The sequence below is a fragment of the Bradyrhizobium altum genome (assembly GCF_020889705.1).
Lineage (GTDB): Bacteria > Pseudomonadota > Alphaproteobacteria > Rhizobiales > Xanthobacteraceae > Bradyrhizobium > Bradyrhizobium altum.
Map to the genome: position 1 here is coordinate 50,117 of NZ_JACMYP010000014.1, position 18,433 is coordinate 68,549.

At 60.4% G+C, this 18,433-nt stretch carries 11 protein-coding genes and 2 pseudogenes; 6 read left to right on the top strand and 7 right to left on the bottom strand.

Annotation, left to right across the window (positions count from 1 at the left end; translation table 11 throughout):
* Positions 1-38: 38 nt before the first annotated feature.
* Both H8B02_RS06700 and H8B02_RS06705 read right to left on the bottom strand, forming a co-directional pair.
* On the bottom strand, positions 39-1,175 hold the full coding sequence (locus H8B02_RS06700) for a glycosyltransferase family 4 protein (protein ID WP_229165492.1): 1,137 nt from the start codon (positions 1,173-1,175) through the stop codon (positions 39-41).
* Positions 1,172-3,241 carry a right-handed parallel beta-helix repeat-containing protein gene (locus tag H8B02_RS06705; protein WP_229165493.1) on the bottom strand — a complete coding sequence of 690 codons (2,070 nt, stop codon included), beginning with the start codon at positions 3,239-3,241 and terminating at the stop codon, positions 1,172-1,174. The genes H8B02_RS06700 and H8B02_RS06705 overlap by 4 nt, the downstream gene beginning before the upstream one ends.
* Before the next feature lie 552 nt (positions 3,242-3,793).
* Between H8B02_RS06705 and H8B02_RS06710 the strand changes: the two genes are divergently transcribed.
* The gene (locus H8B02_RS06710) at positions 3,794-4,060 is read left to right on the top strand and encodes a hypothetical protein (RefSeq protein WP_229165494.1); all 267 of its coding nucleotides are present in this window, start codon (positions 3,794-3,796) and stop codon (positions 4,058-4,060) included.
* An 88-nt stretch (positions 4,061-4,148) separates the two neighbouring features.
* On the opposite strand, the gene H8B02_RS06715 is transcribed toward H8B02_RS06710, so the two are convergent.
* Complete coding sequence (locus H8B02_RS06715; RefSeq protein ID WP_229165502.1) at positions 4,149-5,543, bottom strand: exopolysaccharide biosynthesis polyprenyl glycosylphosphotransferase; 1,395 nt, start codon at positions 5,541-5,543, stop codon at positions 4,149-4,151.
* A gap of 697 nt (positions 5,544-6,240) precedes the next feature.
* Here H8B02_RS06715 and H8B02_RS06720 point away from each other — a divergent pair.
* Positions 6,241-6,978, top strand: coding sequence for a metallophosphoesterase family protein (locus tag H8B02_RS06720; protein WP_229165504.1), 738 nt, complete (start codon positions 6,241-6,243; stop codon positions 6,976-6,978).
* A 24-nt stretch (positions 6,979-7,002) separates the two neighbouring features.
* Here H8B02_RS06720 and H8B02_RS06725 read toward each other — a convergent pair.
* The 3 genes and pseudogenes from H8B02_RS06725 to H8B02_RS06735 form a co-directional block, all read right to left on the bottom strand.
* A pseudogene (locus H8B02_RS06725) lies at positions 7,003-7,170 on the bottom strand (transglutaminase-like cysteine peptidase); the annotation flags it as partial.
* A gap of 33 nt (positions 7,171-7,203) precedes the next feature.
* Positions 7,204-8,328 (bottom strand): hypothetical protein, encoded by a 1,125-nt coding sequence (locus tag H8B02_RS06730; protein ID WP_229165508.1) that lies wholly within the window; start codon positions 8,326-8,328, stop codon positions 7,204-7,206.
* 274 nt (positions 8,329-8,602) lie between these two features.
* Positions 8,603-11,281 (bottom strand): hypothetical protein, encoded by a 2,679-nt coding sequence (locus H8B02_RS06735; protein WP_229165510.1) that lies wholly within the window; start codon positions 11,279-11,281, stop codon positions 8,603-8,605.
* A gap of 602 nt (positions 11,282-11,883) precedes the next feature.
* Between H8B02_RS06735 and H8B02_RS06740 the strand changes: the two genes are divergently transcribed.
* Positions 11,884-14,025, top strand: a complete 2,142-nt coding sequence (locus tag H8B02_RS06740) for a type I secretion system permease/ATPase (RefSeq protein ID WP_229165512.1) — start codon at positions 11,884-11,886, stop codon at positions 14,023-14,025.
* Entirely contained in the window at positions 14,009-15,421 is a 1,413-nt protein-coding gene (locus H8B02_RS06745; protein ID WP_229165514.1) for an HlyD family type I secretion periplasmic adaptor subunit, read from the top strand. Before H8B02_RS06740 ends, H8B02_RS06745 begins: the two co-directional genes overlap by 17 nt.
* A 21-nt stretch (positions 15,422-15,442) precedes the next feature.
* Here H8B02_RS06745 and H8B02_RS06750 read toward each other — a convergent pair whose 3' ends face one another.
* Entirely contained in the window at positions 15,443-16,246 is an 804-nt protein-coding gene (locus H8B02_RS06750) for an FkbM family methyltransferase (RefSeq protein WP_229165515.1), read from the bottom strand.
* A 149-nt stretch (positions 16,247-16,395) separates the two neighbouring features.
* Here H8B02_RS06750 and H8B02_RS06755 point away from each other — a divergent pair, with 149 nt between their 5' ends.
* Positions 16,396-17,706, top strand: a complete 1,311-nt coding sequence (locus H8B02_RS06755; RefSeq protein ID WP_229165516.1) for an autotransporter strand-loop-strand O-heptosyltransferase — start codon at positions 16,396-16,398, stop codon at positions 17,704-17,706.
* Positions 17,707-17,750: 44 nt separating this feature from the next.
* Positions 17,751-18,433 (top strand): annotated as a pseudogene (locus H8B02_RS06760) (hypothetical protein); the annotation flags it as partial.

Genomic DNA, 18,433 nt, shown 5'->3' on the forward strand with positions numbered 1-18,433 from the left:
TTGCGGAATTCCTCTTCCTCAGGCACACGACCCGGAACTCAACCGTACGCCTGTCGATATCGCTCGGACGTTACCTTGCCGTCGAAGGTTGCCCTGCTGTAGCGAAGGGCTCCCTCGCTCAGCGCGGACCATTCCTTCGGTCCCATCGCGTGAATCGCCTCGAGTTTCTCGACGAACGATTCCGGTTCTGAAAGCGATAGCGCCCAGCCCGCGTTGCTCGCCGCGACGTCTGTCCAGGGGCTCCTGTCGCTGATCAGCACCGGCAGCCCAAGCGTCAATGCCTCCACGATCGAATGACCGAAATTCTCCCCCAGCGTCGGATGCAGGAGAACGTCATAATCCGCCAGCTGCGCGAATAGTTCGTCCTTGGGCAGGTTTCCCTTGAACGTCACGTCGCACTGTCCGGTCCCGGCTCGCGCCATCTCAACGCATTGTTGCGCATAAGAACTGTCATCAACCTCGCCGAAGATATCGAGCGAGGACGCGACGGTGGGACGGCGTACCACGTCGAGCGCAAAGGTGACGTTCTTTTGGACCGTCACCCGGCCAACCATCGCCATTCTAAGCTGTCCCGGCGGCTTTTCTCTCCTGGTCGGTCGCAACGCTCCGCTCTCCACGAATTGCGAAACCATCAGCACCTCCTGGGAGCGGAGGTGGTTGCGGCGGATATCGTGCTCTTCCGCGGGAGACCCCGCGAGGTGAACGACCCCGCGATAGAGGCCGGTCAAATCGGCCAGGCGGCAAAACAGGCGCTTCTTCAGGGCGGACGCGGACATGATCACATCCATGAAGATACCGTGCGGCGTGTGGAAGACGCGCTTGCCCCTCAGAAATCCCAGGCGCTTCAGGATGAGAGTTGGAATCGCGAGCAGCGGATCGAAGGCGCACTGAATGTCGACGACGTCGAATTCCTCCCTGACGCGGTCGAAGAGAATGCGCAAGCCGGCGGAGCCCCTCGGAATATACTCCACGGTGGCAGCCCCCATCCGCTCGCGATGAACGGGCGTTTCGAACATGGCGGCGCCACTGGTGAAATCGTGGTTGAGGGTCAGAAGGTGAAATTCATAATCGTCCGACATGTTGCGCATCAGGTTACGGATCGCGGTGGCGGGTCCGAGATGCGACAACGACGGAAAAAACGAACGATAGACGATCAGAACGCGCTTCTTGTTCATTTGGACTCGGACAGCGTTGCAAAGCGATGCCCCGGCAGCTGCGCCCCAGCGCGTTCCGGGATACGCAATGGAATGTGCTCGGTCAAGCCTTGGCGATCGAGTTCGGACGAGACGAGCGCGAGGGTCTCGTCGAGTTGCGACGGCGCAATCCAGTTGCGCATGCGCTCGAGAAGCTGGAGACTGCCCCGGTACACGACAGCACTGTTGTTTCGGACCTCGGCTGTTGGGATATCGCCGTCAAAGGCCGTGATGGACCCGGCGCCCATGAACCTGTTTCCTTCGATCAGATTTCGTTCGGGCCGGAGAAGGTCCGAATGCTTGTAACCGGCGATTTCGGGATACCGGCTCGTCCAAGGCTCCTTGTCGACGGGCAAGCTGTACAAATTCCGAACACTGAGCCCACCTGGAACTTGCATATGATCGTTTCGCCATACCTGCCACCACGATGCATATCCCAATGCGGCCCCCCAAATCGACGGCGAACTTAGAATGAAGAGGTTTGATAGTAACTTGTTATCCTTACCGCCGTTCATCAGTATCCCGTAAGGGATGCCCACGATAACGTTGTCGGTGACGAGATTCCCGCTCGAAAACTCGTCAAGATAAATCCCCCGCGCGTCGTTGAAGTACCGTCCGCCCGTCCCAAGCAAGACGTTTCGGCGAATGACGGTGCCCTGGCTGGTGAAGTCGCGCGCGCTGTAGATGAATCCTGAATCGCCCGCTTCGGTGAGAAGCTGAGCCAGGAGGTTATCTTCGATGACGTGATCGTTTCCGGAATAGAGGATTCCGAACTGTGGTCCGTTGAAGATGACGCTTCGGCGCACGCTCATTCCGACCCCGTCCATTTGCACCGCCGGAGCAAAGGTGCGGTAAACCAGGGAGAAGTCCTGGATGCTGCTATCCTCGATCGAAATGCGCCCCGGTGTCAGGCTGGCGCGGTCGCCTCCGGACAGCCACGCCCCGCGCCTGCCGACGGCGCGAATGCTCGCATGATCGATCCGGGAGTCACTGGAGTTCGTGTAGGCAATTCCATCGGCGCCCGCCAGCTGGACGATGACGTTCGAAAAATTGATCGCTACGCTGTCGCGCACGGTCACGGCGGTCTCGATGGCGAGTTCGAAGACGACATCTCGGACGGTCAAATTATGAAAGCCGGAAACCGCCAGCAGGGTGTCGAGCACCGGCACCTCGAGGGTCTCGATCGGCTCCTCGGAGCAGAAGTTCAGCGTTCTCGCCGACGCGTCGTAGAAAAACGAGTTGCATTGGGCAAAGGTTGCCAGATTGTAGAAATACACTCTCTCGGGAGGCTTGCCGTCTGCTCTCAACCTGTTTCGATCCGTCAGCACGCCCTTCGAATCGACGGCAAGGGCCCGTGCGTTCACGAAGAGATAGGAATCGGTGAGGTATCCGCCGATCCAGAGGTCGGGGGAGCGGCGCACCCCGTCCGGCAGATCAGCGAACGCCATGGTCGCCGTGCTGCTCCGCGGATCGCCGGTGATCTCGACCACCGGCAGGAAGCCGCTGGTGGGCCACCTTGTGGATTGCAGGCGCGTCTTGCCGTTGACTCGAATCATCAATTGCCGCGGCGTTATGGTCGAGAGCTTCCGCAGCAGCTTCTGCGCGGTTTCGCCGGGCAAGTCTGAAAACGGCAATGCGTACTCGTATCGCCCGTCTCTGGAGCGCGACAGCTTGAGATGGCTCTGTAGGAAGGTCGCTCCTGATATCCTGGTGCCGCCGGGCGCGCCGCGGATGATGATGCGGGAGCCCGCGGGCGGTTCGGGACCGGAAATGGTAAGAGGCTGACCCAGGATCTGGGCTTCGGCAGGCAGGTTGATCCTGTACGTCACCGGCGTGGTGCGCTCTTTCCCATCCTTCCGCACGTATTCGATTGCCTCAGCGAGCGAGGCGGCCTTGAGCGTCCCTTGCTCGCCGGCAATGCTCGTGCGCGTGCCCTCAACGTTGATGGAAACGTCGTCCGCTCTGCACCCGCTCGTCAGAACTGCCAGCAGCAACGCGAGCCCAGCAACGAGAGGGGACCGGCCCGACGGCATTACGGCAGAATTCATTTCTGATACTCGAATCGAGGGTATAAGACTTGCCGAGCCTACCAGAGCCGGCATCCAGTAAGTTTCATCCGTGGAGGAGATCAGTTGTCTCACAGGAAGCCGGGCCGAATCTGCCTTGCACTTTGCGTGGCTGCGCAGTTTCTCGCCATTGCGAATGCACAGGCGCAGATGCAGCGATCCGGCGTCGGAGCCACGCTTGGAGTCGCTCCCCCGCCAGCCGACGATATCTCATCCCGTCGGCACCGCAGCCCGACCGGAGCCGTCTGCCTGAGGCTCGCCGCGGCATCTCGCTCCTTTCCCAACAATGACCGCCTGTTCAATCATTGGATCTATGCTGAGAACATCTGCAGCGATCGTGTTAGGGTCCAAGTATGTTACTATGGCACGCGAAATTGCATCGACATGGATATTGGCGGCCACGAGCGGAAAGAAGCCATCCTTGGTACCCTACCAGCGACCAAGGATTTTCGGTATGAATATTCGGAACGCTTCTAGATTTCGGAACGCTTCCAGATGATGACTCTGGACAGCAAAATTGAGGGGGAATAGCAGATGCTGAAGTCGATCGTCGCCGGGGTCCTGCTGACGATGTCTGCGGGCGCGGCCATCGCAGCCGACTACTCCTTTATTCCGCAACCGCAGCGCGTGGCTCCGCGCCGCGCGGTGGCCGATGTATGCCACGTCGAGCGCTGTGGCCCCCGCGGCTGCCGGGTCGTCAATCTCTGCCACTGTCCGGATCGTTATACCTGCACCGGGGTCTACGACGCATACCGGCCCTATGGCGGCACGGCTTTCCTCAGCGTCTATACCGAATACTGATCTGTTCGGCTTCGTCCGGGATGGGAGCCTGGCTCCCCTCCCGTCAGGCTTTGCACAATCGCCGTCGGTCTGGCGGAGCGAAGACACTTCACCACGCGTTGCGGTAGGTCTTGCCTGAAAACAGGGTCTGCAAAATGATCTTGAGATCAAGCAGCAGCGACCAATTGTCGATGTAGTAGAGATCGTGCTCGATCCGGTTCTGCATCTTCTCGAGCGTATTCGTCTCGCCCCTGAATCCGTTGACCTGAGCCCATCCTGTCAGTCCCGGCTTGACCGTATGCCGCCGATCGAAGCTGTCGATGCGCGGAGTGAAGAGCTCATTGTGCGTGATCGCGTGCGGCCGCGGCCCAACGACGGACATGTCGCCCCGAAGAATGTTCCAGAGTTGCGGCAGTTCATCGATCCCGGTCTTGCGGAAGATACGACCGATCCTGGTTACGCGCGAATCGCCCTTCGATGCTTGTCGAAATTCGGCGCTGTCGGACACGTACATCGTTCTGAATTTGAGAACGCGGATTGCTTCGTTGTTGTAGCCGTGGCGGGTCTGGACGAAGAGAACCGGTCCCCTCGAATCGAGCTTCACGGCCAGCGAGGAGAGCAGCAGCAGGGGAGACAACACGATCAGCCCCGCGGCTGCTGCCACGATATCAAACGTCCGCTTGACGACGAGGTCGAACACGGACAGCGGTCGGCGCGAGATGGCAAAGGTGGCGATGCCGCCGATGTCGGCCGTCTGCGCGTTCGCCCAGAAGATGTCCCGATGCGTCGGCACCGCGTAAACGTCGGCAGGGATCTGCCTCAGGAGCGACAGTAGCATCCCGACGCTTCCGTCCTCCTGCTTTCGATCGACGAGCAGGATGATGCTATCGGGTCGCAGAACCCTGCACCGTTCGACGAGCTTTGCGCCGGTCGCGCGATCGAAATCAGCCGCTTCCCCGGACGCGGCGTCCCAGCCGAGCGGGCAGGCAACAACGTCGAAACCTCCGCCCGACTTTCTCAACTGGCCTGCACAAGCCTCGCAATCATCGTGGCGTCCGACGAGCACCACGCGCTGCCTCTGAAGCAGTCCCTTCTCAGCGGCGTTCTGGAATGCGCGATAGGCAGCCAGCCGGACCAACCCGACCGTCATCGAGCAACCCACGAACTGCAAGATCAACGTGCCGCGGGAATAAACGTCCGAGAGCTTGAAAATAAACAGGAGTGAGGTCAGGACAACGAACGTGGTGGCCGCAGCTCTGATTCCGGCGGAAGCGAACCGGATCTCCCGCTGCTTTTCCAGATGCAGGAATTGACCAGCCATTGCGGCAATGCAGACCTCCGCCGCCCCGATGAAGCAGGATGCCAGCAGATAGACCTTCACGCGCAAGCCGGGAGTCGATGCGAGTACGTGGTACACCCAAGCCGATGCGAAAGCCGTCATCGCAACGCAGATGAACTCGACAATGCTGATCGAAACAAAAGCGAGACCCGCGCGCGCCGGCAACGAGGCTCGTATGGAGCGCCAGACGGCGTTCTGCTTGGGCTCTGAGCCGCTATGGGGAAGGAGGGCGCCCTCTCAACAATGTTCGTCACAGAAAACAACCACAAAATATGAAGTGCAAGTAAGAATTCGGTAACCTTACTGTATCTCTACCTGCTCGGAAAGACGATTCCGAGGGCAGCTGTTGACCAATTTTTTCGCTGTGGCGTCGAACTTTTCGCACACCGGACATACGCCGCGCTCGGGCATTCGGCGCCCGATGGAGGGCTGCCTCAGGCTTTTTTTACGAAGATGAACCAAGGCCTGCTTGACGAAGATGTACCGAGACTTGGACGGATGTTAAGATGACCATCGTCACGTTGCTCGCTGGTGTGATCGGCCTTTGCTGATCGGCAACGCCCGCTGCCAGGTGCTAGTCTTGCTGCCCGCGCACCCTGGTCACGGATACCGCGCTTGCGATTCTGGCGGACCTTGGGTCTGGACGACGCTCCAGATGGTCGCGTTAACCATCATAAGTTTACAGGCAGGGTGTTTCGCTGCCGTTCTGGCAAGGCTCGCTTGGGACAATGCCCTTCGCGTTAAAGCGACGACCCTTGGCCCGCCCCGCCCGAGTTTCTGATATTGGTGGCGGGCTGGCAGCCCTCCCGAATATGCCTGTCGGTATCTCCACAACCGCTGGTCACATTGGTGCATCGCGACTATGCAGGCTCAGCCCGATCAACCGCTGCCGTCTGGCTTCCTCACTTCACCTCAGCTGCGCTTCTACGCAGTAGGAGACATCCACGGACGGCTGGATCTGCTTGAGGAGGTTAATGCCAAGATCGAGACCGACCTGAAGAGAAGGCCCTGTTGGCGCTCTGTTCGGGTGTTCCTGGGCGACTATGTCGATCGCGGTCTGCATTCGCGAGAGGTGTTGGACTACCTGGTGGCACTCGAAGGGACCTGCGATACGGTCTTCATATTGGGCAACCACGAAACGTTCCTGACGGATTTCATCCAGGTTCCGACGGTCCTGCCGACATGGCTTTCCGTCGGCGGCCTGGAGACCCTGATATCCTATGGCATCCGCCCACCGCGCAACCCGAGCCAGGCCGACCAGTCGCGGCTGGCGGCAGAGTTCGCGGAAGCGCTGCCCGTCTCGCACCTGAATTTCATTCGAAGCTTGAGACCCTGCTTCGCCTTCGATGACGTGTTCTTTGTGCATGCTGGCGTACGACCCGGCGTGCCGCTGAGTGAGCAATCGCTGATGGATCTGTGCTGGATACGCGACGATTTTCTGCGGTATGACGGGCTGTTCGAGCGGCTCGTCATCCACGGACACACCCCAGTCCGCGCACCCGACATTCGACCGAACCGGATCAACATCGACACCGGCGCCTACGCCACCGGGCAGCTGACCTGCATGTGGATCGAAGGCGGCCGAATGGGCTTTCTCTGAGCAGAGAGTCTCACTCCGCGCAGACTACACGCTGCGATCGCCGAGCGATGCCCGGTAGTTCGGGTTCTTCGGAGTCTGAATGCGGACCCGGCGGTATGCCCGCTTTGACCAAGGCAGGATATTTTCAGTCGAATTGTCGAGGACGAGGTCGCCATCGGACGTGCGTACCACGACGACGAGATGAAAGCGGCAGGAATGAGTTGCGTGAACCGCGGTGAAGCCGAGTCACTGCTTATGGCATTCGGAAACGAAGGTCCCGTTCGCCGCCGTTAGCCGCTCAAGGCAATGGCGCGGATCCTTGACATCGCCGCCAACGACAAAATCATAAAGCTGTCCCTTGAGGACCAAGCCATAACGGCCTGGAGACAGAGCAGCCCCGCCATTTTCCGGCTGAATCTCGTACATCTCGGCATTCTCTTTGATCGGCGAGACGCGATAGGGAAATGAAATGTTCCGAATGTACCACCCATCGTCGGCTGTCGTGATCGGTTTGCCGGCCGCGTCGTAGGAAATGGAGCGGGCAACCTTCGCAATGATCCGGATTTCGGCGCGCTCCGGAATATTCAAGGCCGCCTCACGCCGATAGACGATGAACTTGGGATTACCATCGCGAAGAACGGGCTGCTTGGTGATTCCCATTGTCGGCGAAATCGCGACCCGCACGTCCTGGGCCTTGTTCGGCAATGGATTCAATTCGAAGAGCTTGTTGTCGCTCAATGCGTAGACGCCAAAATCCGAGGGCAACAACCGCGAGGGCTTCGCTGGCTCGGCTGCGGCGACAGGGTCTGGAGGCTTAGGGGGAGCCACGGCAGCCTTGTTGATCTGTGACCTTCCCATGTGCGCGATATCCTCGCGGTAGACGGCCGCAAGCAAGCCGCCGATCGCGAGCACAAGGATGGCCAGTGCCCCACCGATCACCGCAAGGGAACCGCTTCGCGCTCTTTGCTTGGAGGCAGAACGGTCAAGTTCGTGAGGCTCGGGGGCGGACCATATCGTCTTGGTGGCGTCCTTCGCGTACTCCATCGTGGAGTCCGAAATCGCCAAGGGCACAGCCGTCGCGCCCAAAGGAACCGGCAGCTGCTGATCATCATTCCTCGAAAAGGTCTCGACGCCATGGATGGCCGCTTCCAGCGCCTTCCTGGCCTTCGCCTCCTCGCCGGCAGGCACCCCTGAAGAAAGCAGCTGTTCGCTCAGCTTGTACCGCGCCAAGTCGTAAACTGTCTGGCGCAAACTATCCTGATCGGTACTGACCGACGTGATGATCCGGGACAGGACCAGCGCAAACTCGACTTCAGGCATAGGAGCGTCGCCGGTCTGCCCCGGTACCTGTTCGAGATCGCGCTTATTCATGAGAGAAAGCCGTTTCTATGCGCGCGCCACTTCGACCTGATGCCAGCGCATTCTGCGACGAACCCGTCGGAATAAGGGGGCATTGCGGTACGAACCCATAACACGTCCCAAGAGCTCCAGAGTACGCTCGCCGACCAGGTGACCCTAGCAACAAACAATATCAAGCTAAAGCCAGGTGCTGGATTGTACCTGCGACAAGGCGCCGTCGCGCCGGGCCCCGGGGTGATAGAGGGCAATGCGGTCTTGAGTTGCACGTCCCGCAACCCGGGCCCTCCTAGACGATGAAATGAAATTCCTGCCAGGCGCTCCAGATCATGCCGTCGTTGGCGCGAACCCAGAGGTCGTCAGACACGGTGCCGCCATCGAAAGTCGTGCTGGCGAGCTGGGCCGCACTGACAGTGATCGCGGTGTTGGTGGGCTGCGCGTTCCCGCCGATGCTCCAGTGGCCGCTGCTGGCCGACGGCGTCGAATCCCATAATTGATACTGGCTCATGCTGTCCCCGTCGGCATCCGAGACCGAGAACAGGCTCGATGCGGCCACGCTCAGGTTGGCGGTCGCGTGGAAGTCGGATGCGGAGACGACCGGAGCATGGTCAATCGGTGCGGTGACGTGAAATTCCTTCCACGGCCCCCAGGCGAGGCCGTCGTAAGCCCTCGCCCAGAGATCGTCCGAACCGGAGCCGCTCTGAAAGCTTGTGTTCGAGAGCTGCGCTGCAGTCACATCGATTGCGACATTGGCGCCCTGAGCTACTCCGGCGATCACCCAGTGCCCGCTGCTGGGATCGGACGTCGAATCCCACAGCTGATAGTTCGTGATGGTGTCTCCATCCGCGTCGGTGGTCGAGAACAGCATGGAGGCCGCGATATCCTGGCCGTGGCTCGCTGAAAAGTCGGTGACCGATACGATCGGAAGGTTGTCGGCCGGCGCGTTGACGTGAAACTCCTTCCAGTTGCCCCACGTCATGCCGTCGAAGGCTCGCACCCAGAGGTCGTCGGAGCCCGAACCGCTCTGGAACGAGGCATTCGTCAATTGGGTGGGCGTAACATCGATGGCGATGTTGGCGGCCTGCGCCACGCCGCCGACCACCCAATGCCCGCTGGCAGGATCGGCGGTCGAGTCCCAGAACTGATAGTGGGTGATCGTATCGTTGTCGGCATCGCTGACCGTGAACAGGCTTGACGCGGCGATGTCCTGACCGTGCGTTGCGGTCATGTCCGACGCGCTCACCACCGGTGCATGGTCGATCGGCGCGTTGACGTGGAATTCCTTCCAGGCTCCCCACGTCGTACCGTCATTGGCTCGCACCCACAGATCATCCGAGCCGGAGCCCGATTGAAACGAGGTGCTTGTCAATTGAGCAGGCGTAACATCGATGGCGATGTTGGTGGCCTGCGCCACTCCGCCGACCACCCAGTGGCCACTGGCGGGATCGCTCGTTGAATCCCAAAGCTGATAGGCGGTGATCGTGTCGCCATCTGCGTCGGTCACGCTGAAGAGACTGGACGCGGCGATATCCTGGCCGTGGGTCGCCGACACGTCGGTTGCGCTGACCACCGGCGCATGATCCAGACCTGGCGTGGCCGTGAACGGAACCCATGCTCCCCAGAGATATCCGTCATAGGCCCGCACCCAGAGCGTGTCCGGGGCCGTACCGAACACATAGCTCACTTGCGAGAGGCTGGCGGCCGAGACGTCGATCTCGGCGTTGGTGGCTTGCGTAGCGCCATTGATCGCCCAGTGCCCGTGGCCCTCGGTGTCCCAAAATGCATATTGGGTGATGGTGTCGCCATCCGCGTCACTGGCCGAGAACAGTGAGGATTCAGCCACCGAGAGCTGCCCGCGCGAACCGGTCACGTTGGCTGCCGTGACCACGGGCGCATGATCAGCCGGAGAAATCACGAAGGGTTTCCAGTCGCTCCACAAATAGCCGTCGAAGGCTCTCACCCACAGCGTGTCCGAACCAGGTCCGGCCTGGTAACTTGCTTGGGCCAATTGCGACGCACTGATGTCGATCTCGGTGTTGGTGCCCTGGATTATTCCTCCCACTGTCCAGTGACCGTTGCCATTGGTGTCCCAGAAGGAATATTCGGTGATGGAATCGCCCGCGGCCATGTTCACCGAGAACAACGATGAGGCCGCATAAACCTGATTTCGGGCTGCGGACTGATCGCTGGCGGTGACGACCGGTGTCGTCCGGATGCTGTATCCGAGGTCCTTCAGAACTCCGATGTCCAGGTTGGAGATCGCGTACTGGTAATCGGCGTAGAAGACGATTCCGTTCATCAAGTCCAGCGTGAGCGGGTCCTTGACGGTCGACGGGGTGGCGTAGAGGTCGGATTGCTGGTTGCCGAAATGGTAGTAGTTCTGGGTCGTGCTGTCTGTGGTCAGGGGCACCGGGCCGCCGTAAGCGGCCTCGGCATTCGCACCAGCAAAGTTGGCGCCGGTTGCGGTCTTTTGAATCAGGGTGTCGAACGTGGATTCGTAGGCGCCGGCCAACTGGCCGCTCTGGTCGTACCAGCCCGTCATGCCGAAGCCGTGCATGAGCTCATGAAGAAAAACGTTGATCGGATTGATCACGTTTCCAGGCACCTGACTGGACCAGCTCAGGCCATAGTCGAGGTCGATGTACTGGAAGTAGCCAGGATCGATGTTGATGGTGATGTCGCTTGTCGTTCCAGGGACGTGCTGTCCGGTGGTCAGCTCGTACTGGCTTGACGGCTCATACACCGCGAGCCCGCCATTCGTGCCCACGTTGTAGCTGGAGGTAGGCCCGCCGTCGGCTCGGCCAACGGCGGTGGGCAGGATGTTGAGTGACACCACCATGGTGCCAATGCCCAGGATATATCGCTGCCAGATGTTGAGGGCCTGCTCGAGGTCGTAAACCAGAGACTCGTCGGCAGATCCGCCTACGTTCGATGAATCGTTTAATGTGACGGAATAATTCCAAGTCATCTTGGTCGAGCTTTCAATCTATGGTAGCGTGGCAATAATTGATAATATTCATGCTGACCAGTCACTGGATGGTTAATGGACGACAAATGGCCGGCCCCGGACAAAGCGGAGCGTGAGGCTGTTCGTGTCCAGCGCCTCTGGCGAGATTGGCTCGGGTCATCACCTTGGGTCATCACCTTGGGGCATCACACAGAGTCCGGGCCATTCTTTGCATGCTGCAAGATCGGAAGGGCATGACCCTCTTTATACGCGATAAGGCCTACGCGATCATCCCTGTGATCCCGGTGACAGCCATATCGCGTGGCCGCGATCCGTAAGACTACGGAGCCTGGTTCGGATTTCCGAACGGTTCCACGATGGACTCCAGGATCGGCATGATGTCGCTCGCGAATTCGGCCTGGCCGTTGATAACGCCAATTGCATCTCGCCGGAGAGCCATAGTACTCTGCCTGTCATATTCATTTGCTGCTCTGTCGGTTCGTTACGAATAGTCAGTTTGCGCTGACGGCGAGGCCGAGGAGCAGGGGCGGGGCGCGCTCACGGCAATTCGGCTCACCTTCGACTGCAGTTATTTTCAGCTACTGAGCAGATTAAATCGCGAGATGATTGAAACGCGGAGCGGTACGACAGCAGACAGCGGGATCGTTGGGCTCGCGATGCTGCTGCGTTTTCACGGCATCCCGGCCGATGTCGACCAGATTCGTCACCAAGTCGGCAATGGCCCATTCGGAACGCCGGAGATGCTGCGGTACGCGCGCTCGACCGGCGTCAAGGCTCGCGAGCTGAGCACCAACTGGCTAAGGCTCGAGAAGGTCCCGCTTCCTGCCATCGCGCTGTTGCGCGACGGCGGCCATCTGATCCTCGCCAAGGTGGGCGCAGACAAGATCCTCGTTCAATCGCCTCTGTCGGAGCGCCCGGAGTTGATCACGAGGGCCGAACTGGAAGCGGTGTGGACCGGCAAGCTGATCCTGGTGAGCCGGCGGGCGGGACTGGTCAATCTTGCACGCCGCTTTGACCTGTCGTGGTTTCTGGGGGCAATCCACAAATATCGGTACCATTTCGTGGAGGTGTTGATCGCCTCGTTCTTCTTGCAGCTGTTTGCTCTGGTGTCGCCGCTGTTCTTTCAGGTGGTGATCGACAAGGTCCTGGTTAATCACACACTCAGCACACTCGACGTGCTCGTCGTGGGGTTGATCGGCATCGCGGCTTTTGAGACGGCCCTCGCGATACTGAGAACCTACCTGTTCTCCCACGTGACCAACCGGATCGATGTCGAACTGGGAGCCCGCTTGTTTCGGCACCTCATCGGGCTGCCCATTGCCTATTTTCAGGCTCGCCGGGTTGGCGACTCGGTTGCGCGGGTCCGCGAGCTGGAGAACATTCGCAACTTCCTGACCGGCTCCGCGCTGACGGTTGTGATAGACCTGTTCTTCACCGTCGTTTTCATCGCGGTGATGTTTATCTACTCGCCGATCCTGACCTGGATCGTGCTTGGGTCCTTCCCGCTTTATGTCGGCATCTCGGCCGGCGCGACGCCGATGTTCCGTCAGCGGCTGGATACCAAATTCGAGCGCGGGGCCGAAAACCAGGCCTTTCTCGTCGAGAGCGTGACCGGGGTCGAGACCATCAAGGCCATGGCGCTCGAACCGCAGATGCAGCGCCGCTGGGAGGAGCAGCTTGCCGGATACGTGGCGGCCAGCTTCCGCGTGCTCAGCCTGGCGAATGTCGCGAGCCAATCGGTCCAGTTCGTGAGCAAGCTCGTCACCGCGGTGATCCTTTACGCCGGCGCCAAGCTGGTGATCGACGGAAGCCTCACGGTGGGCGAGCTGATCGCCTTCAACATGTTCTCGTCACGCGTGAGCGCGCCGGTTTTGAGGCTGGCGCAGCTCTGGCAGGATTTCCATCAGGCCAGGCTCTCCGTCGCGCGGCTCGGCGACATCCTGAATACGCCGGCGGAGCAGACGTTCAGCCCCGGTCGCGCCGTGCCGCCGCCCATCAAGGGTCAGGTCACCCTTGAACACGTGTCCTTCCGCTATCGGGTGGATGGACCCGAAGTGCTGCACGACATCAACATCAGCATTCCGGCCGGCCAGGTCGTCGGCATCGTCGGTCCGTCCGGTTCGGGCAAGAGCACCTTCACGAAGCTCGTTCAGCGCCTTTACGTTCCGGAGAAGGGCAGGGTCCTTGTCGACGGGGTTGACCTTGCGATGGTCGATCCGGCGTGGCTGCGTCGCCAGGTCGGCGTCGTCCTGCAGGAAAACGTGTTGTTCAATCGCAGCGTACGGGAAAACATCGCGCTCGCCGACCCGGCCGCTCCGATGGAGAAAGTGGTCGCCGCGGCTCAGCTTGCGGGAGCTCACGAATTCATTCTGGAGCTGCCGGAAGGCTACGACACCGTCGTCGGCGAGCGCGGCTCCAGTCTGTCGGGAGGGCAGCGGCAACGCATCGCGATCGCGCGGGCCCTTATCACCGATCCCCGCATCCTGATCTTCGACGAAGCGACGAGTTCGCTCGACTACGAAAGCGAAAGAGTCATACAGGACAATATGAACCGGATCGTGAAGGGACGAACGGTTTTTGTCATTGCACATCGTCTGTCCGCTGTCAGGCGCACCGATCGGATCATCACCATTGATCGCGGCCGGCTCGTCGAACAGGGATCCCACGAGGAGTTGCTCAGCACAGGCGGAAGATACGCGTCGCTGTACCGGTTGCAGGCGGGGATCCATGAAGTCGGCTCGTGAAGTGGTCGCGGTCGGGGGCAAAACCCGGGACGAGTTGGCCTTCCTGCCGGCCGCCCTCGAAATCGTCGAGACGCCGCCGTCTCCCACCGCCAGGCTAACCGCCGTCTTGCTTGCTGCCTTGTTCTGCTGCGCCGTCGCGTGGGCGGGTCTCGGCAAGATCGACATCGTTGCCTCCGCACCCGGAAAGATCGTGCCGGGCGACCGTGTGAAGCTGGTTCAGCCGCTCGAGATCGGAGTGGTGCGGGCCATTCACGTCCGCGACGGTCAACCCGTCAAGGCCGGCGAGATTCTGATCGAGCTGGATCCGACCAGCAACCAGGCGGAGCTTCAGCACCTGAAAAACGATCTTCTCTCGGCACTGCTGGATATTTCACGCACCCGTTCCGCGCTTGACGGAAGTACCGACGCGCTTGAAGGCTTACCGGACGACACGCCGCCCGCCTTGATTCAAATGCATCTGGAGTACTTGCGCAGTCAGGATTCCGAGCAGCGCGCCAAATTGTCCGAACTGGATCGGCAACGGGTGCAGAAGGTCGCGGAGACCAGGACAATCGACGCCAGCATCGCGAAGATTGAAGCTCTGCTGCCGGTGCTGCAGGAGCGGGTCGGAGTTCGCAAGTACCTGGCGGACAGGGAGTACGGATCAAAGCTGCAATACTTGCAGGAGCTCCAGGAGCTCGTCGGGATGCAGCAGGACATCCTGGTGCAACGGAGCAAGCTCGAGGAGGCCAATGCGGCTGTCGCCGCGCTCGCAGAGACGCGCGCCAAGCTTGTCTCGGAATACCAGCACCGCCTGTACGATGATCTGGCCAAGGCGACGCAGAAGGCCGGCAGCCTCAAGGACGAGGTGTCCAAAGCCGAGCACCGGACCAACCTTCAGAAACTTGCGGCCCCCATCGACGGGGTGGTGCAACAATTGGCGGTGCACACTGTCGGCGGTGTCGTCACTCCCGCCCAGACGCTCGCGGTCGTCGTACCCAGCGACAATCTGATTGAAATCGAAGCGATGGTTTCAAATCGCGATATCGGCTTCGTGCACCCCGGCCAGGACGCCGAAATCAAGGTCGATACCTTCAATTTCACGCGCTACGGCCTGCTGCACGGCAAGATCGTCAGCGTCTCGTCCGATTCCGTCTCCCGCGACAAGGCGCGGGATCCAGCCCGCGAGCCCAATGGCGGAGCGCCGGAGGAAAGCAGCGAGCCAAAAGGGCAGGGGCCGGTGTATATCGCGCATGTCTCGATCGACCGGACCAAGATGGTCGTCGATGACAAGGAGATCAATCTTTCACCGGGAATGACCGTAACCGTCCAAATCAGGACGGGCGCCCGCAGCATCATGAGCTATTTGCTGTCGCCGATCATGCGCTACCGGCAGGATGCTCTCCGCGAGCGGTGAAGGAATTCGGCGGTCAGGCCGTCATGACGTGGTTCGCGATTCCACGTGGCTCAGGGTCGGGTCGGATTCATGGATCGCAAGGCAGTTTTGCCCCGCGTCGTAGGTCCGGTATCCATGTTCGTTCAGCTTGCGAACCAGTGCGGCCTTGTCGGTCTTGATGAATTCCGCATGAATGACGGGGTGATGCTGCCGGATCGTGGCGCTGGCCCCTTCCAGCACCTTCAACTCCATCCCTTCGACGTCGATCTTGATCAGATCGCAGCGGCTCAGATTCAGGGAGTCCAGGGTGATCATCGTCGTCTCAGAGCCTTTGGCCTCGGAATAGTCGATCTTCTGGCCGATCTGCTCCGTGCCGGGGCGTTGCGTCACCTCCAGACTTCCGAAGCTGGCGGGTTCCTGATGGCTTAAGGTCGGCACCCAGGTCTTGCCGGTTTCCGACGAAATAACCGCGTGCATCGCCCGCGCGTTGAAGCAGTTGTTGATGGCGATGTTGCCGGCAAGGGCGTAGTAGACCCGCTCCTGCGCCTCGATGGCAAGGACCGAACCCCAGCCGTCCATTTGCTTGGACCATTCGATGGTGTGAACGCCGATGTTCGCCCCGCAGTCGATGGCCACCACGCCATCCCCTCGGTAGGTTCTTCGCAGTGCAAGAAGACCCTTCGTAAGTTCGATTTCAGTGACGTCGAAGGCGCCGTGCTCGAGGATCTGAATCCCCACGCCGAAGATATGGTCGCCCGCGGTGTGGTAGTCTAGCCGGTTGACGATCAGCGGGCCATGCGCCGACGCTGCGATCACAAACGGGACCTTGCTGGGATTGCGGCTCATCGCTTGTGTTTCTTTGTTTCTGCGGCTCCGGAGCGGCCGCGAGAGAGAGGTGTTCGCTAAGGTTTTCGTCCGTTGACGCGGTTGTCAATCTCGCTTACCTTCTGCCCGCATTTTTAGCGGTCTTTATATTTTTAGGGCAGGGGATATTCGTGAATTCGATTGCCGTTGCGCCGGCGATCGGGCTGAAGCGTCCGATTGACCATGTGGCCGACCAACCCAAAGTCATCGTTGATCGGTCGACCAGTGCCGTACCTGCCAAGCCGGATGCTGCTGCGCCGGACGCTGAAACGCCCAAGCGGGCCTATCCGGCGGCCGCCGAACTTCCCACGCAGGTCGGTCCGAAAGGACTGCGCTTCGATTTCAACGACGGCGCCCGGGTCGTTTGTCCCGAAGCCGAAGGTCCTTGGCGCGTCCGTCTTTGGGACGCCGAGACCGGCAATGTGCTTTTCGAGACCCAGTTCGCGGGCGGTCGCGTCAACAGCTCAAAGCGATACTTCATTCGCTTCCGCATCGAGGTGTTGCAGGGCAATGATGTCATTTTCTCGCATGAGTACAACGCGGCCGATCGTCACGTCCTGATCCAGCTTCCGGTCGGCACCCTGGGCGACACGATCGGCTGGTTTCCCTATGTGGAGAAATTCAGGCAAGCTCACAATTGCAGGCTGACCTGCGCAATGGCGGAGAAGCTGATTCCGCTGTTTCGCGATGCGTATCCGGAGATCAACTTCGTCACGCATGAGGAAATCCAAACCGACCGATATTACGCGACGTACAGCGTCGGGTTGTTTTTCGACGACAAGAATTTCGTCTACCAGCCGTGCGACTTCCGCTTTGTGGGACTGCACCGCACCGCCGGATATATCCTCGGCGTCGATCCGACCGAGGCCGCGCCGCGCATCTCGCTGGCCGACGATCAGAGGCCCATCGCCGAGCCTTATGTTTGCATCGCGGTTCAGAGCACGACGCAATGCAAGTACTGGAATAACCCCAACGGCTGGCGCGAGCTGACCGGCTTTCTCAAGCAGGCCGGCTATCGCGTGATCTGCATCGATCAGAAGCCGACGCACGGCCACGAGCTGGTGTGGAATCACATTCCGAACGGCGCGGAGGACTGGACCGGTGACCGCCCGATTCAGGAGCGGGCGAATCTGCTCAACCATGCGGACTTTTTCATCGGCCTCTCCAGCGGGCTTGCCTGGCTGGCCTGGGCGGTCGGCACCCCGGTCGTGATGATCGCGGGCTTCACGCATCCGACAAATGAATTTGCTACGCCCTACCGCGTGATCAACTATCACGCCTGCAACAGCTGCTGGAACGATCCGGCGGTTCGATTCGACCACAAGGATTTTTTCTGGTGCCCCCGCCACAAGGGGACGCCGCGTCAGTTCGAGTGCACAAGGCTGATCACCGTGGACCATGTGAAGTCGGTGATCAGGACGATTCCCGGATTCAAGCTCTAGCCTATTTCAAGAACTGACCATTTTTTTTGGGGGGGCGCGCTGCCATGAGCACCACTTTTGTAAGCTCGGGTGTTACCAGCTCAGGACTGACCGAAACGGGAGCCAACACGCTCGAGGTCCTCAATGGAGGCTCGGCAGCCCAGACGACGCTCAGCGGCGGCGGCCAGCTCCTGGTCGATGCCGGTGGCTACGCAGTAGGGACCACGATTTCCAGCGGCGGCAGTGCCGTCGTCGGCGCCGGCGGCGCGGGCGATCGCTTCGCCGTCTCGAGTGGCGGCACGCTCAACGTGGCGGGGACCGTCAACAGTTTCACCGCGGTGTTCACCGGCGGCGTCGAGAACATCGAGGCTGGCGGGTTCATCTCTGGCGCCATCGGATCCGGAACAGGAATTTCGGGCGGCACGGTCAACGTGCTGGCGGGCGGCTCAGCCAGCTATCTCAGCGTGTCCAGTGGCGGCATCTTCAACGTAGCCGGCTCGACACTCAGCATGATTGGCGTCCGTAACGGTGGCGTCGAAAACGTGCTGTCGGGCGGTTTCATCTCGGGCGCGACCAGCTCCGGTACCGGCGTTTCTGCCGGCGGCATTTTGAACCTTCAGGCCGGCGGTTCGGCGGTCCACGTCGGTGTGTCGAGCGGCGGCGTCTTCAATGTTGCCGGCAGTGTGCTGAGCAACGTCGCCATCTATGCCGGTGGTGTCGAGAACATCCTGTCGGGCGGCTCGATCTC

Bases quoted from the DNA above. Each gene is read 5' to 3' on its own strand.
- H8B02_RS06700 (WP_229165492.1), bottom strand. From the start codon at position 1,175: ATGAACAAGAAGCGCGTTCTGATCGTCTATCGTTCGTTTTTTCCGTCG.
- H8B02_RS06705 (WP_229165493.1), bottom strand. From the start codon at position 3,241: ATGAATTCTGCCGTAATGCCGTCGGGCCGGTCCCCTCTCGTTGCTGGG.
- H8B02_RS06710 (WP_229165494.1), top strand. From the start codon at position 3,794: ATGCTGAAGTCGATCGTCGCCGGGGTCCTGCTGACGATGTCTGCGGGC.
- H8B02_RS06720 (WP_229165504.1), top strand. From the start codon at position 6,241: ATGCAGGCTCAGCCCGATCAACCGCTGCCGTCTGGCTTCCTCACTTCA.
- H8B02_RS06730 (WP_229165508.1), bottom strand. From the start codon at position 8,328: ATGAATAAGCGCGATCTCGAACAGGTACCGGGGCAGACCGGCGACGCT.
- H8B02_RS06735 (WP_229165510.1), bottom strand. From the start codon at position 11,281: ATGACTTGGAATTATTCCGTCACATTAAACGATTCATCGAACGTAGGC.
- H8B02_RS06740 (WP_229165512.1), top strand. From the start codon at position 11,884: ATGATTGAAACGCGGAGCGGTACGACAGCAGACAGCGGGATCGTTGGG.
- H8B02_RS06745 (WP_229165514.1), top strand. From the start codon at position 14,009: ATGAAGTCGGCTCGTGAAGTGGTCGCGGTCGGGGGCAAAACCCGGGAC.
- H8B02_RS06750 (WP_229165515.1), bottom strand. From the start codon at position 16,246: ATGAGCCGCAATCCCAGCAAGGTCCCGTTTGTGATCGCAGCGTCGGCG.